Raw genomic sequence first — 15,496 nt, 5'->3', positions numbered from 1 at the left:
CAAAACCGAAAATCAGTTTTGCGTCACATTTTTTTCTGGCTATGCATAATCAACATTTAAAATAGAATAGCTTCTTTGATCGTATCGATTTCGACTACAAGAAAACTCGATGGGACGTCCATTTTTTGAATAGACGACTTGCTGCACTTCCAGAACAGGATCCTCTTTTTTACAATTTAAATATTGTTGATCGTATTCATCAGACTTATCTGCTTGAATATTTCGATAAGCTCCTGCAAAATCGAGAGATAGCTGTTCTTTGACATAGGTATAAATTGATTCTTTTAAAATATCTGTTGTGAGACCTGGCACTAAATCACAAGGCATATAAGTATGTTCTAAAATAAAAGGCTCCTCTTCAAGAATTCTAAGCCGGATGATCTTATAGACAGGCTGTTCTTCAGAAATGGCCAAACGTTCTTGGACTTCTTTAGAAGGAAATTCGACTTCAAATAAAATCACTTGGCTTTTCAACTTTTTATGGCGATCATGCATTTGTTTGCTAAGACCATCATATTCATTGGCAGGTGAAGTATCTTTATCCCAAAAAGAGCGATTCAATACTTTGGTTCCAGAACCGCGTTGAGAATATAAAAGACCTTCCATGACTAAAATACCGATTGCTTTTTTTACAGTCATTCGGCTCACATTAAACTCTTTTACTAAGTCTGTTTGGTTTGGAATCAAGGTATCTGTTTTGTAAGTATTATTTTTTATTCTTTCACGCAATGTATCTGCGATTTCTTCATATTTTGGCTTCATATCGTCACAACCTCCTCATCTGTATTGTAACTGATTATGAATGTATAGACAATTAAAGAAAAAGAAAGTGCGATTAAATCGCACTTTCTTTTTCTTTATCTAATAGGCGTAGGAATGGAAACCAAAGTAGACCAACAATTAATAGATCTATAAGTTGCAATATACCACCTAAGATGGAATTTGTTGCTAACATACCACTAAAGAAAATTGGAACAGTCCAAGGAACGGATACTCCAGTTGGAGGTGGTACAATGCCAGCTGCCATAACAAGATAATTAAGCACCGTAACGATCAGTGGCGCTAATACCCAAGGAATTAGGATCGTCGCATTTAAAACGATTGGTAAGCCAAAAATAACAGGCTCATTTACGTTAAAAATACCAGGTGCTAAACTTAAACGACCAATATCTCGGTATTGTTTTTTCTTCATGACAAACGCCATGATCAAAATAACGGCTAAGGTCATACCAGAACCACCCAATCCAACAGTGAACGTTTCCATAAATGGTTTTGTAATGATATGCGGTAGTTTTTCTCCAGCTTTATATGCATCTAAATTTTCTAACATCAAGGTATTCCAAATAGGATCCATTACCGAATTGACGATAATTTGCCCATGTAACCCGAAGAACCATAAGAATTGTACAAAGAATAACGCAATCAAAGTCGCCGGTAAACTACTACCTAAACCAACTAATGGTTTTTGAATAACATCATAAATAACATCATGAAGATTAGTTTTGAACAAACCAGTGACAATTGCGTTGATAAATAGAAAAACAGATAAGGTTAAAATAGCAGGAATCAACGCAGCAAATGATTTAGCGACAGCAGGTGGTACACCATCAGGCATTTTGATCTGCCAGCCTTTTTTAGTCACTCTACAATAAATTTCACCAGCAAGAAAAGCTGCGATCATGCCAATAAACATTCCTTTAGCGCCTAAACGATCTAAAGATAAGACCCCAGAAACTTCTGTGCCATCTTCAAGTGTCATCATGAAAGGCGTTAAAAGGAGAAAACTAGCAAATGAAACAGCGCCGCCAAAAATTCCTTCAACATCATATGATTTAGACAAATAATAGCCAATACCAAATGTAACGAAGACTGCCATGATGCTCATTGTCGCATTTTGACCGTTACCAAATAAGGAGGATAAGGTTCCTTTTGTAGCATCACTGAAAAAAGGCAAGTTATTGATAACAACAATGATCGATCCGAACATAGTTAATGGAAAAGATAACATAAAAGCATCTCTCAAAACAGAGAGATATCGGTTTTGTCCAAGTTTATTGGCAAGCGGCATGATCTTTTCTCCAAGAGAATCCATAAAACCATTCATACTAATCAGTCCTTTATATTCTATTTGTAATCGATTACAAATAGAATATACCACTTTAATCGTTAAATGTCTATACTTTTGTTTTTTAATGTTTGTATATATTCTGGTTGTGAGAACTTAAAAAAGAGCAAACCCTTGTTGGTTTGCTCTTTTCTTGATTTATTTAGATAAAATAGGAACGTTTTAGTTTTTAAATACTAGCGCCGCCACCGCCGGAAGAACCGCCGCCTCCAGAGAAGCCACCGCCACCACCGAAGCCGCCGCCTCTACTTGAAGAGCCACCGCCAAAACCGCCGCCGCCCCAATACCAAGGACCACTTCCACGGCCACCGCGACCACCACGTCCTCCTTTAGAAAGTAGGAAAGGTAAGATAATCAGTAAAACAAAGAAAATACTGAAAAATCCTTCTCCATCAGAACTGTCTTCTGATGCAACTTGGTCTATCTCGTCATCGGACAATGCATTTTTATCGGCAGGATAATCATAATGTTTATCAATCAAAGTAGTGACTGCATTAAATGTATACTGCAGTCCTTTATTGATTGAAGCGTCATTATTTGATTTCAAATCGTCTTTAGCATGTTGCAGAATATTTCCAGCAATACTATCAGTGATAACTCCTTCTAAACCATAGCCGACTTCGATCCGGACATTTCGTTGCCCGTCATTGATAGCATATAGAATCAAAACGCCGTTATCTTCTTTTTGATTTCCGATTTTCCATTTCTGAAAAAGGTCGGGTGCGTAACTGTCGATACTGTCACCGTCAGTCGAATCGATCACTGCTAAAACAACTTGAGGAGCTTCTTTTTTTTCTTTATAGAGCTCGCCTTTTCTCTCAACTAAATTTTTAGTTGTTTCATCAAGGATTCCAGGTTGGTCCAAGTAAAAATGATCTGGTGAAGCGGGTAATTCAGCAAATGCAGGTACTTGAAAGCTGACGAAAAAGGTGACAAGGAAAAATAATACGCTAGGCAATAAACCTCGTCTAAGAAGTTTCATCGATCATCACTTCCCACTAGAAGTGCTAGTAGAATTATCAAAATTCACAGAAGGCACAGTGCTGGCTGTTGGATCAGCTTTAAAGTAATCCTTCTTACCTAGACCCATCATATTTGCAAAGATATTTTTAGGGAAAGAAACCACTTGTTCGTTGTATTCTTTCACGACATCATTGTAACGTTTTCGTTCAACCGAAATGCGGTTTTCCGTTCCTTCTAATTGAGTCATTAACGTTTGCACGTTATCGTTTGATTTCAGTTCTGGATAATTTTCATTGATGACATTGATCAACGTACCAACAGATTGATCTAATTCTTGACTAGCTTTGATTTTGTCAGAATCGTTATTAGCTGAACCATATGCTTCACGGGCTTTCGCGATATCACCAAAAACTTTTTGTTCTTGTTGCATGCTACCTTTAACGCTGTTGACTAAGTTAGGAACGAGATCGGCTCTACGCTGCATCACATTTTCCACTTGGCTCCATTGTGATTCGACAGATTGTTCTTTCTTTGCTAATCCGTTGTATTGACTGACTCCGAATACGCCGATTAAAACAATGACGATTAAGACAATCAATCCAACTCTTGTTTTGTTGTTTTTCATAAATTTCTCCTCCTAAAATTAAAAAGTGTATCGGGCTCGTCCAGTCTCGACAGAAAAATAGGAAAATATGATTGTGACGCTTTATGTCACAGGTAAATTTTATCTTTTTTCCTAGAGACTAGCTCGTGAAACTAGATAAAAATAAAAGTGTATCGGGCTCGTCCTGTCTGAGAAACTAGATACCAATAAAAGCTGAACGGGCTCTTTAAACTCGATGTAATGATATTGTAATGTTTCTGAAATAATTTGTCATCCATCTTAAGACCTATTTTTTATAAATAAATCCTTCTATACAGTTAATTATAAGGATTTCTAAGCGATAAGCCAAAGAAACCGACTTTTATAAAAACTTCTTTAGTAGAAAAACAGATGATTTGTCAGGGGCTAGAATTTGTATTAGGGTAAAAGAGTAAGCTGGTCTTACTTTTTAACTAGCAACAAATTCATAGGAGGAATCAAGATGACAGAAAAAATCGAAAATCCGTTAACAAGATTCTACGATGGAAAATTTGAAAAACAATCACAAGAAGCACCTGCGTTACAACAAAAAATGACGCCTGTACCTGACTGTGGAGAAACATCTTACAAAGGATCGGGTAAATTGGCAGGCCGTAAAGCTTTGATCACAGGTGGAGATTCTGGAATTGGACGTGCAGCAGCTATTGCATATGCAAGAGAAGGTGCTGATGTAGCAATCAATTACTTACCTTTTGAAGAAGCAGACGCTAAGGAAGTTAAATCGTTGATTGAAGCAGAAGGACGTAAAGCAGTTTTATTACCAGGTGATTTAAAAGAAGAAACATTTACTCGCAAACTCGTTCATGATGCAGCGAAGGAGTTAGATGGCTTGGATATTTTAGTTCTTAATGCAGGAATGCAACAATCTGTGGAGAACATCAAAGACTTATCAACGCAACAAATCATGGATACGTATATGACAAATATTATTTCAATGTATTGGACAGTGCAAGAAGCGCTAGATTACTTACCAAAAGGCAGCAGTATTATTACAACAACTTCAATTCAAAGTGCTGAACCTAGTGCAAATTTATTAGACTATGCTGCAACAAAAGGAGCTATCACATCTTTTAGCAAAGGCTTATCAGCGCAATTAGCTTCTGCTGGTATTCGAGTAAATACTGTTGCTCCAGGACCAATTTGGACAGCTTTGCAAATATGCGGCGGACAACCCCAAGAAAAAATTCCTGAATTTGGACAACAAGAATCTATTGGAAGAGCGGGACAACCTGCTGAATTAGCTGCTGTTTATGTATTCTTAGCTTCAAATGAGGCTAGTTATGTTACTGGGCAAGTTTATTCGATCACAGGTGGGAGTTTCTTTGCCTAGCTAATTTTAGTATGTAGAGGAATTGAATGATGCTGTCTTGCAATTTAAATGAGTATTCAAGTTCGTTCAAAAACTTTTTAGCTTCTATCAAAAAAGATAAGAGAAAGTATCTAGGTTCGCTAATGATTTAATGATTGAAGGGTATCTAGACGATAAAGTAATCGTAATTGTGTTTTTTAGTGAAAATATCTAGATGAGCCAATAGAGCCTGAAAAAGAAGGAACATTATTTGCTACTAAATTTCAAATTTTTAAAGAATCAAGAATATCGCTAAAAATAAAGAATCAAAAGTTATTATCTAAAGGAAAATTTTTTTAATATAAATAGTGTTTAGATAGTTGTATCAAAATAGTTATAGAGTTAGAGAATAAATTGACTTTTTATAACTATTTTGTTTTTTATAACATCTTCTTAGGAGGAGAAAGCCTACTTTATTTTATAACGTATGTTTCGAAAAAGGCTAAAGTATATTTAATTGATTATGATCGACGAGTTAAAATGATGATTCAAAAGTTGAATGCTTTTTAACAGAGTCATATATTGTAAGCGGATTTTTGTTATATGTATAACAACTAAACGAGTCTATAGTATAGGACTTTTCACTGGAATATATTAATGAAGGGAAGAAGTTTTGTGATTTTATTTGCCGTTTAAATTGCTAGCCAATGGAAATTGAATAGAAAAATATTTTACAAATTTTTACTTTAGTATCTAAGCAGTATCAGTTTGTCTTTGATTATGGAATCAAAGTTGTTACGAATAGTAATGACACAAGTGATGGTTAAAATTGAATTACAAAAAGCAATTGCTTGTACTAAAAATCTTTTAAAATGTAGAAGAAAATCACTTACGATTATAGTAAAGTTTTGATTTTATAAAAAATTCAGATAGTTACTTTAAATAGTTGTCTGATAAATTAAACTGCTATTATCTTAGATTCACTAAAGATATTAGCCAAGAAGACAAAAAACAAGCCAGTAATGAAAAAAATTATTACGGTAAACGTTTCGCAAGAGAATGTTAGTTCAAAATGATAGTGAGAACAATGGCATAAATTAGTTGAGTTAGAGTTTAGATGAGATCTAAACTCTTCTTTTATTTAACTGAAACTTATTTCATCACATTTTTGTGATAGGTTAAAAAGTTGTTATTAGTCAAAATTTAGCGATTGATACATTAATAGAACTAGCAAAGTGCTTTGATGTTTTTTTTTTACAAAACGATGTATAAAATTTATTACGTTATATTAATTAATTTTATATAAGGGTCGAACGAAGGGGGGTGAGAGAAATGTTTTTTTATAAATATTAACGTAGAGGTTTTTTATTTAAGGAATGTTTCTTTTTTTTACAGATCCTAGAATAAACATTAAGTTTTGTTCAAAAATTCATTTTATAATGAATATCTTTTTTTAATTTGTTGTTTTTCGTTTTTTCATCAGGCTAATATCGGAAAAATATACGGTTATTCGTATAAAAAATCATGTTTAAAAAATTGGAGGAATCAGTATGACTATTTTAATAAAAAAAAAATTGAGCTATTTGAGTAATTTGACATTAACAATTATTCTTTTTGTATCTACCTTAACAAATTTTATGCCTTTTGTAGAGGCGATGGGAGCAGAAAAATATGATGGAGATAAGTATATTACTCAATCTAAACTAACAAAGCAAGATGGTGGAGCAATATATGATGGCGATACGATGAAAATTGAAGAAGTTTACTATTTAACATATGATTGGGAAGTTCCGGATAATACATTTTATCAAAATGATGTGTTAACGTTCTCTATTCCTAAAGAATTCAAAATTGTAAACCAGTTTACTTTTCCATTATTTGATTTGGAGGGAGAAGAAGTTGCGTTAGCAAGTGTGTTGGGAAATGATTCAGAAGGTTATTACATTAATATGGAATTTACGACCGATTATGTGGAAAACTATTCATCTGTGTCGGGATTATTTAAGATGGCTTATAAGTTAAATCAAACCTATGTCAAAGGGGATGAAATAATTAAATTACCTTTACCAGAAGGTGACATCACTGTTAATGTTCCGGAATATAATTCGCCTGGCGGAGGCGGCGGTATTGGTGCGGGAGATTCTCAAACATTGGCTAAATCAGGAGAAGTTATGGATAAAATCAAATATAATCCAGTGACTGGTAAATACGATTTACCTCAAAGAGTTGTTGAATGGGAAGTTAATCTCGGCATAGGAAGGTTAATGGATGCCATAGGTGATCATAATATTGACCAGGTTGATCGTGTCGTAATAGAAGATTCACCGAAGGATCAGCAGATTGTCTCAATGACGATGTATCAAGAGAACTGGTCAGATGATGATTGGGGATGGGAAAAGGCCTTCTTCCAAACGATTGATTTTGATTATAAGACAATCAAAGAAAACACTGTTGAGTTAAAGATGGATCATACAAATACGTATTGCAGTTCATTTAGCTACAATATTTGGCCCTATATTCAAAAAGAACTTGATTATGCAATAAAGAACGATACGATATTAGATGAAGTGGCTATCAATTATGATACTGAACCATTGGAGTTATTAACAGAAAATACGCAATTACAAAATGATGCGACTGTAAAAATTTACTATAAAGATGGATCTGAAGGTGAGAAATGGACCTTGAGTGAATCGGTTGATTGGAACGTAGCAGAAGGTGAGATCAATGGGAAAGTTTCAGATGTTTCCTTTAAAAAAATCGATGGCGATACTGGTGAAAAGCTTCCAGGAGCTACATTTGATTTGTACAAAAAAGGACTTGATGGAACTTATACATTAAAAAAAGCAAACATAACATCTGATGCTAATGGAGTAGTCACTGCGAATAAGTTGACAACAGGTGACTATTATTTTGAAGAAACGAAGTCTCCAGAAGGATATCAAGATCCTGAGAATCCTAAAGTAATAGAATTTAAAGTTGAAACCAAAGATTCAGGCGGTTCACAAAATATTAAAGAGCTTGGCGAAGTAAAAAACTTTCAAGAGAACTCTAAAATTAATATTTCTGTTGAGAAAAAGTGGGAAGATGGAAAAAACCAAGATGGTATTCGTTCTAAAAATATTGATGTTCAATTATATGGAAACAATCAGCCCGTAGGTAATCCTGTGACGTTGGATGAGAATAACAATTGGCAATATACATGGAGTGAGCTTAATGAAAAAGAGAATGGTACTGTTATTCGATACGAAGTAAAAGAACTTTCAACAGTTCCTGGCTATGAAGTAGAAATTAATGGAAATGGTACTAACTCGGTTGTTATTACAAACAAACATACACCAGAAGTAATCGATATAAAAGGAAAAAAATCTTGGAATGATGATAACGATAGGAAAGGGAATCGTCCTAGTGAGCTTGTTGTCGAACTATATGCAAACAATCAATTAGTAGATACACAACAAACAACGGCTCAAAAAAATTGGTCCTACGAATTTACGAATTTACCAAAAAATGAAAATGGAAAGGTAATTGAATACACGGTCAAAGAACAAGCTATATCAGATTATCAACCTGAATATAATGGTTACGATATTACAAATAATTATAGCCCTGAATTGACAGAATTTTCTGCCAAAAAAACTTGGGATGATAAAGACAATCAAGATGGCATTCGTCCTAAAGGAATTCAAGTGCAGCTAAAAGGAAATAATAAAACAATAGGTGATCCGGTTACTCTAAATGAAGAAAACGAGTGGAGTCATACTTGGGAAGGTTTAGAAAAGCGAGAAAATGGAACGGATATTCATTACACGGTTGAAGAAGTCAGTGATCTTGGAAAATACACTGTAGAAATGACAAAAGATGGCGACTATGAAGCTGTTTTAACAAATCATTATACGCCGGAAGTAACAGAAGTTAGAGGGCAGAAAATTTGGGATGACAATCAAGATGAAAAGGGAAATCGACCGAACAAAATTGTAGTAGAATTATATGAGGATGGTAAACTTGTTGATAAGCAAGAGACGAATGCACTAAAAAATTGGTCATATTCTTTTACCAATCTACCTAAAAATAACCAAGGGAAATTGATTCATTACGAAGTGAAAGAGCAAGACGTAGAGGATTATGAAGTGTCTTATTCAGGTTTTGATATGACAAATAAATATAATCCAGTCCCTGCTAAGGTCAGCGTACAAAAAAAATGGAACGATAAAGACGACCAAGATGGGATTCGTCCTGATGAGATCCAAGTACAATTGAAAAGAAATGGAAAAACAATCGGTGATCCAGTCACTTTAAATGAAAAGAACGAGTGGAATCATACTTGGGAAGGTTTAGAAAAACGTGAAAATGGACAAAAAATTAACTACACGGTAGAAGAAGTCAGTGATCCTGGAAAATACAAGGTAGAAGTAACGAAGGAAAATGAGTACCAAATTACCTTGACCAATAACTATAAACCAGAAGAAACTGAAATTCGAGGGAATAAAATTTGGGAAGACAATGACGACCAGGATGGGATGCGCCCAGCAGAAATTAAAGTACATCTGATAGCCAATGGCAGACCTGAGCCTGTAGAGACCAAGACTGTTAAACCAGATAAAAACGGCGATTGGACATATGAATTTATAGGCTTACCTAAAAAAGAAAAAGGGAAAGATATTGTTTATTCAATAAAAGAAAAAGCAGTTCCAAACTATCAGTTTTCTGCAGAAGAACCAAAAAAAGATAATGAGTTAAACATCGTGAATAAGCATAATGTCCGAAAAACATTTATTAATGTTACGAAAGAGTGGCGAGATAATGAGGATCAAGATGGTTTGAGACCTCAATCTATTTATGTTCAGTTTTTAGCAGATGGTGAAAAAGTTGGAGAACCAGTTGAATTAAATAATGAAAATCAATGGAGATGCACTTGGAAAGACTTGGATGAACGAAAATCTGGAAAAGTGATTGACTATTCTGTAGAGGAAATTACAATAGACTCAGCATATGAATCTTCAATAGAGAAAAAAGAGGATCAATCATTTACGATCGTAAATATGCATGTACCAGAAGAAACAGAGATTCATGGGATCAAAACCTGGGACGATAATGACGATGAAGAAGGACAAAGACCAGACCAAATTGTGGTCCGTTTATATGGTGATGGACATGAAGTCGCTAAAAAAACTGTGACAAAAGAGGACAATTGGGCATATAGCTTTACGAACTTACAAAAAAATAATAAAGGACAAGAAATTAACTATACGGTCCGTGAAGATGCTGTTCAAGATTATACGCCAGAAGTAAATGGAACGGACATTGTAAATAAATATACACCTGGTGAGACGGATATATCGGTTGTGAAAAAATGGATAGATGGTAACAATCAAGATGGTATAAGACCAGAAAAAATCTTGGTTCAACTTCAAGCTGATGGCCTGCCTATTGGTGAGCCAGTTTCGCTGAGTGAACAAAATAATTGGACCCATATATGGGAAGGATTGGTTGCAAAAGCTTATGGGAAGGACGTTCAATATACTGTTGTAGAGATAGATGTCCCAGAAAAATATCACGTAGAAATTGATGATACGAACAAAGAGGAAATCATTATTTCTAATATCCATGTTCCCGAAACAATCAAAATTTCTGGAAATAAATACTGGGTAGATGACCAGAATAAGCATAATGAAAGACCAGATTCTATTACTGTAAATTTAATGGCGAATGGTGAAAAGATTGCGTCAAAAGAGGTTACAAAAGATGGCAATTGGCAGTATGAATTTTCTGATTTACCAAAATATGAAAAAGGAAAAGAAATTGTCTATACTGTGACCGAAAATGATGTACCGAATTATACATCGAAAATCGATGGATTTGATATCACAAACACGTATACGCCAAAAGAAAAGATACCAGAAACACCTTCAAATAATGGACCTTCAAGACCTGAAATACCTTCAGATAACGGGAATGTAAGCACTAGAACACTTCCGCGCACTGGAAGTAAAGCAACTCATTTTTACAGCGTACTTGGAGTGATTTTAATCGTTATGATGCTAACTTTTGCTGGTTGGTTCAAGCTATGCAAAAATAGTTAGAAGGTTTCAAGGCTAGAAAAAACTGTGTAAATAGCTAATTTTAAATAAGCTATTTACATAGTTTTATTTTATCTAAGAATAATTTGACTCATCTGAATAAAAAACAGAACTAGCCTATATCATTAGGAAATAGCAAGAATCAAACGTTTACAAATAGTTATTTTAGATGGAGATTTTGAACTGGTTTATCAAGTAGTAACAGGTAAAAATAGGCTAGTTCTGTTCAATTTTGTTAAATTAGCGTAAAATTCATTTTGTAGTACGGATTCATTCGATGTAGCATATCTATTATTAGGAGAGGAGTTTTGTATATGGATGAAAAAGAGAAATTTGATTTGATTTTTGATATAGGAAAAGCAATGCTGGAAAATGGGGCGGAAGTTTCTCGTATTGAATCTACTATTGCTCATCTTGCCAATTCATTAGAGTTAGAAGGATTTAATGCTTTTGTGTCCATTGACAGGATATTCTTAACTTGTTCTACTATAGATCAACCTGATAAGGCTCGGGTGAGTTATGTACCTATATCACCCGTATCGTTAGGACGAATTGACCGACTAAATAGTTTGTCCCGAAATATTTCGGAAAAAGTCATTACTCTTTATGATGCAAAAGTACAATTAAAAGAAATTAAAACCGAACATTTTTCCTCTACTAAAAAGAAGTTTGTCGCATATGTTTTAGGTAGCGCAAGCTTTTGTTATATTTTAGGTGGTACATTAATCGATTCATTGAGCGCATTACTTTTAGGTGCTATCATAGGATTATATACACTTTTTGTTTTAGATAGATTAACTATTTCTCATATTATTAAGAATGTGACGAGTAGTTTTATTGTCAGTGTAGTTGCTTGTTTTATGGTGAAAAAATTTCCACACTTAAATTTAGTCAGTCTGATTTCTGGTGGAATTATCACTTTATTGCCTGGAGTAGCGATATCTAATGGCATCCGTTATCTTTTTGATGAAAATTACAGCTCTGGGTGGAGTCAAATATTGAATTCGCTCATCACTGCTTTGTGTGTCTCCATAGGCGTTGGAATTGCATTGAAATTGTTTAACTAGGCAGAGTAGGGAGTGTTGATTATGTTAAAAATTGTATTGGAACTGTTTTTCAGTTTTCTAGGAACTTTGTCGTTTGCAGTGTTATTTGATGTACCAAAAAAGTATTATTTAATATGTGGGACGATCGGAGCAACTGGTTGGATTATTTATTACTTGATTGCTACTTATTCATCACGAACGGTTATGGCTACGTTTGTTTCATCTTTCATATTGATTTGTCTATCCAGAGAGGCGGCATATATAAAAAAAGCACCTGTTACAGTATTTTTAATTTGCGGTATTTTTTGTTTAGTTCCTGGAGTAGGCCTGTACAATTTCACTTATGATTTTTTTGTATCCAATACATCTGATTTGAGTAAGTCAATGATTTATGTTGTAAAAGTTGCAATTGCTATCTCATTGGGAATTACTGTAGGCTATGAATTGCCGTCATTCTTTTTTTGGGGCTACCGAGCGCAGAAAAAGAATCGTGCACGTCTTTCTTCCGGTGAATAATGTAGTGAGTGATGTAAGTGGTATAAACGTTCGGAATTCTGTTGAACTACATCGAAGATCTCTTAGCATGTCTGGATTTCTGCTGATGTGTTTAGTTTCTTAAAATCAAGAAAATGCTCCATATAATGCAGTACATCGTGCTGCTCTTTTAATCCATGTAAATAAGCTTTTATATCCAAAATATCTTGATAAGTGATTGTGTTTGCTCCTAGTGATTTTTCCATATCTAGATTCTGATTGAAGCTATAATCTTTAAACATAAAAGCACGCTCCTTTTTGATTGGGTTTAGTCACTTTAATCTTACAAGGTTGTGTGTTTTTTTGTGTAATTTAAAATGAAAAAAATGGGACAATAAACAGATTTTTTTCTGATTATTGTCCCCAATTTGTTTTGTTATTTTTTAGTTGAGTCCAATTATTTTAGAAAGGTAAGTCTAGATTAGACCCAACGTTTCTTTGATTTATAGCGTTTACATTATATAGTAAGTACAGGAGGGACAAGATGATTGATTATCGAATGAGTTATCTTATCAATAGGCCGGACAAAGTGGGTTACACCATTCAAGAAATCAATGAGATCACAGGATTATCTCCAGAAACAGTTATCGATCAGCTAGGGAAACTCAATGAGCAACTGCAGCAATTTTCCTACGAACCAATTTCTTGGGAAAAAGACAGAATCTATTTCTCAAAGCAGGTAGCTGATAAATGGTTGGAACTTCATTTTGGTAAGTTAGAAACGGAAATCGTTTATTCAGAATATGAAAGACAAGCCTTGCTTTATCTTTTGACGTTTATTGCAGAAGAGGATCTATCTGTTTATCATTATCAAGAATTTCTTCAAGTTAGTAAGAATACAATTTTAGCGGATATCAAAAAGTTGCGAAAACAGTTAACTAAGCAAAAAATCAGTTTGGATTATTCACGAAAAAGTGGTTTTTATTTGTCTGGATGTGAAGAGGATATTCGGATTCAAGCCCATCAGATGATTGCAAAAGTAGTTTCGTCTGTTTCAGGAAAATGGGGCTTGAAAAAAGGGTTGATAAAGTATTCAAAAACGGTTGAAGCAGATGTTCGTTCTTATTTTTTTGAAGCAATCAAGGCGAGTGAGTTAGTCATCGTGCCAAGTCGAATTGAAGAGACGATTTATTTTATGGCCTATGTTTTAAGACGTGCAAAAACATGTTCTTTTAGATTGGATACACAAGCAAAAGATACGTTAAAAGAGCTAAATGCTTTTAATGGAAGTCAGCTGTTTTTGGCTGAATTTCCTGAAATCCTTGAGCCTGAAAATGAGCAGTTCTATTTCACGTTAATTTTTATGACAATCACACAAGGAGAAATCCGTGATACAGCGTTGGAATTTTTACTAGAATGTGCGAGTCAGATCATTCATGAAATGGAACGTTTAGCGGCAATCGAGTTTAAAGCTTATCGAAAATTATTACTTGACCTATTTTATCACTTGGTGCCAGCTTTTTTTAGAATCAAGTATCGTTTTTCGCTAGCGAATGTGTTGACTGAAGAAATAAAAGAACAATATGTTGAACTATTCGCCTTAACCAAAATAGCGTTGCATCCTTTAGAAATGTTGATAGGTCAAGCAATCCCAGATGAAGAAGTTGGGTACTTCACGATTTTATTTGGTGGTGAAATCGGCAATCAACGAGAATTAAATCGGGTGATCCGCTATAAAGCGTTGGTTTTATGTCCCAGCGGTATTAGTTCGTCTTTGATTATGCAATCGGAGTTGAAGGAACTTTTTCCAACGATTGATTTTAGTTTAACGACCACGGTGGATCAATTAGAAAGTATTTCAGAATCTGAATATGATGTGATTTTTTCTAGCGTTCCGTTGAATACACTCAAAAAAATATATTTAGTCAATCCGATCATGTCCCAATTGGAAAAGAATAATCTGATTCGCTGTGTGCAAGAAGATTTATTGATCCCAGGAATTGTTGTCCCTTCTATAGATGAAATTATTGAGATTTTATTACCCTATATCGAGTTAAAAAAAGGTGTTACCAAAGAAAAAATGTACCGTATCTTAAATCGGAAAATGATCAAAAAATTGAAAGCGAAAGAAGATGAGAAGCCAATGTTATCAGAGTTGTTAACGATAGACATGATCCAGTTGACGGATAAAAAATTAAATTGGGAAGAAGCGATTGCTTATGCGGCCCAACCATTGAAAACTCATGGGAAAATCACAGAGGATTATATAGAAGCCATGATTCAAAAGGTCAAGGATTATGGTGCCTTTATTCATATTGGCAAAGGAATCGCATTACCGCATGCAAGGCCTGAAGATGGCGTCAAACAATTAGGGATGTCCCTTTTAAAGGTGGAAGAACCTGTTTTTCTTTTAGATGATCCAAAGCATGAAATCGCTATTTTTATTTGTTTGGCAGCTATTGATAATGAAATGCATTTAAAAGCATTGGCGAGTTTAACAAAAATTTTATCGAACAAAGAGAATTTAGAAAAGCTGTTAGCAGCAAACGATCAAGAAACAATTATTCAGTTATTAAAGGAAGGAGAATCATTATGAAAATGGCAGCAGTTTGTGGATCTGGCTTAGGATCTAGTTTTATGGTGGAAATGAATATTAACAGTGTGTTGAATGAATTAGGTGTAACAGGAGTTGAGGTGGCGCATTACGATATGGGCAGTGCAACACCGGATTTGGCAGATGTCTTTTTTGTAGGTGGCGATTTAGCAGATAGTGCGCAGCATTTAGGGAATGTGATTGTTTTAGAAAGTATTATCGATATGGATGAATTAAGAGAAAAAGTCAGAGCAGTTTGTGCAGAAAATAAATTACTTTAAAGT

At 34.5% G+C, this 15,496-nt stretch carries 11 protein-coding genes; 6 read left to right on the top strand and 5 right to left on the bottom strand.

Annotated features, from left to right (window positions below; genetic code table 11):
- Positions 1 to 39: 39 nt before the first annotated feature.
- From BCR21_RS06975 to BCR21_RS06960, 4 genes are all read right to left on the bottom strand, one after another.
- The gene (locus BCR21_RS06975) at positions 40 to 762 is read right to left on the bottom strand and encodes a GntR family transcriptional regulator (RefSeq protein ID WP_069645763.1); all 723 of its coding nucleotides are present in this window, start codon (positions 760 to 762) and stop codon (positions 40 to 42) included.
- Positions 763 to 835: 73 nt separating this feature from the next.
- Positions 836 to 2,104, bottom strand: coding sequence for a PTS cellobiose transporter subunit IIC (gene celB, locus BCR21_RS06970; protein WP_069645762.1), 1,269 nt, complete (start codon positions 2,102 to 2,104; stop codon positions 836 to 838).
- A gap of 190 nt (positions 2,105 to 2,294) precedes the next feature.
- A complete protein-coding gene (locus BCR21_RS06965) occupies positions 2,295 to 3,107 on the bottom strand; it encodes a TPM domain-containing protein (protein WP_069645761.1) in 813 nt (270 codons plus the stop codon).
- A gap of 6 nt (positions 3,108 to 3,113) precedes the next feature.
- Complete coding sequence (locus BCR21_RS06960; RefSeq protein WP_069645760.1) at positions 3,114 to 3,713, bottom strand: LemA family protein; 600 nt, start codon at positions 3,711 to 3,713, stop codon at positions 3,114 to 3,116.
- Between the two features lie 460 nt (positions 3,714 to 4,173).
- On the opposite strand from BCR21_RS06960, the gene BCR21_RS06955 reads away from it, so the two are divergent.
- The 4 genes from BCR21_RS06955 to BCR21_RS06940 all read left to right on the top strand — a co-directional run bounded on the left by BCR21_RS06955 (position 4,174) and on the right by BCR21_RS06940 (position 12,661).
- Entirely contained in the window at positions 4,174 to 5,061 is an 888-nt protein-coding gene (locus tag BCR21_RS06955) for an SDR family oxidoreductase (RefSeq protein ID WP_069645759.1), read from the top strand.
- Positions 5,062 to 6,569: 1,508 nt separating this feature from the next.
- The gene (locus tag BCR21_RS06950; protein ID WP_069645758.1) at positions 6,570 to 11,102 is read left to right on the top strand and encodes a Cna B-type domain-containing protein; all 4,533 of its coding nucleotides are present in this window, start codon (positions 6,570 to 6,572) and stop codon (positions 11,100 to 11,102) included.
- A 311-nt stretch (positions 11,103 to 11,413) separates the two neighbouring features.
- On the top strand, positions 11,414 to 12,166 hold the full coding sequence (locus BCR21_RS06945; protein ID WP_069645757.1) for a threonine/serine exporter family protein: 753 nt from the start codon (positions 11,414 to 11,416) through the stop codon (positions 12,164 to 12,166).
- A 21-nt stretch (positions 12,167 to 12,187) separates the two neighbouring features.
- Positions 12,188 to 12,661 carry a threonine/serine exporter family protein gene (locus BCR21_RS06940; RefSeq protein WP_069645756.1) on the top strand — a complete coding sequence of 158 codons (474 nt, stop codon included), beginning with the start codon at positions 12,188 to 12,190 and terminating at the stop codon, positions 12,659 to 12,661.
- A gap of 62 nt (positions 12,662 to 12,723) precedes the next feature.
- Here the strand turns inward: BCR21_RS06940 and BCR21_RS06935 are convergent, their stop codons facing one another.
- Positions 12,724 to 12,921: a hypothetical protein gene (locus BCR21_RS06935; protein ID WP_069645755.1), complete on the bottom strand. Its 198-nt coding sequence runs from the start codon at positions 12,919 to 12,921 to the stop codon at positions 12,724 to 12,726.
- Between the two features lie 242 nt (positions 12,922 to 13,163).
- Here BCR21_RS06935 and BCR21_RS06930 point away from each other — a divergent pair, with 242 nt between their 5' ends.
- Positions 13,164 to 15,215: a BglG family transcription antiterminator gene (locus BCR21_RS06930; protein ID WP_069645754.1), complete on the top strand. Its 2,052-nt coding sequence runs from the start codon at positions 13,164 to 13,166 to the stop codon at positions 15,213 to 15,215.
- Positions 15,212 to 15,493: a PTS sugar transporter subunit IIB gene (locus tag BCR21_RS06925; RefSeq protein WP_069645753.1), complete on the top strand. Its 282-nt coding sequence runs from the start codon at positions 15,212 to 15,214 to the stop codon at positions 15,491 to 15,493. Before BCR21_RS06930 ends, BCR21_RS06925 begins: the two co-directional genes overlap by 4 nt.
- The last annotated feature ends 3 nt before the right edge of the window (positions 15,494 to 15,496 follow it).

Source organism: Enterococcus ureasiticus, from assembly GCF_001730285.1.
Classification (GTDB): domain Bacteria; phylum Bacillota; class Bacilli; order Lactobacillales; family Enterococcaceae; genus Enterococcus_L; species Enterococcus_L ureasiticus.
This window is presented reverse-complemented; position numbering and strand designations above follow the sequence as displayed.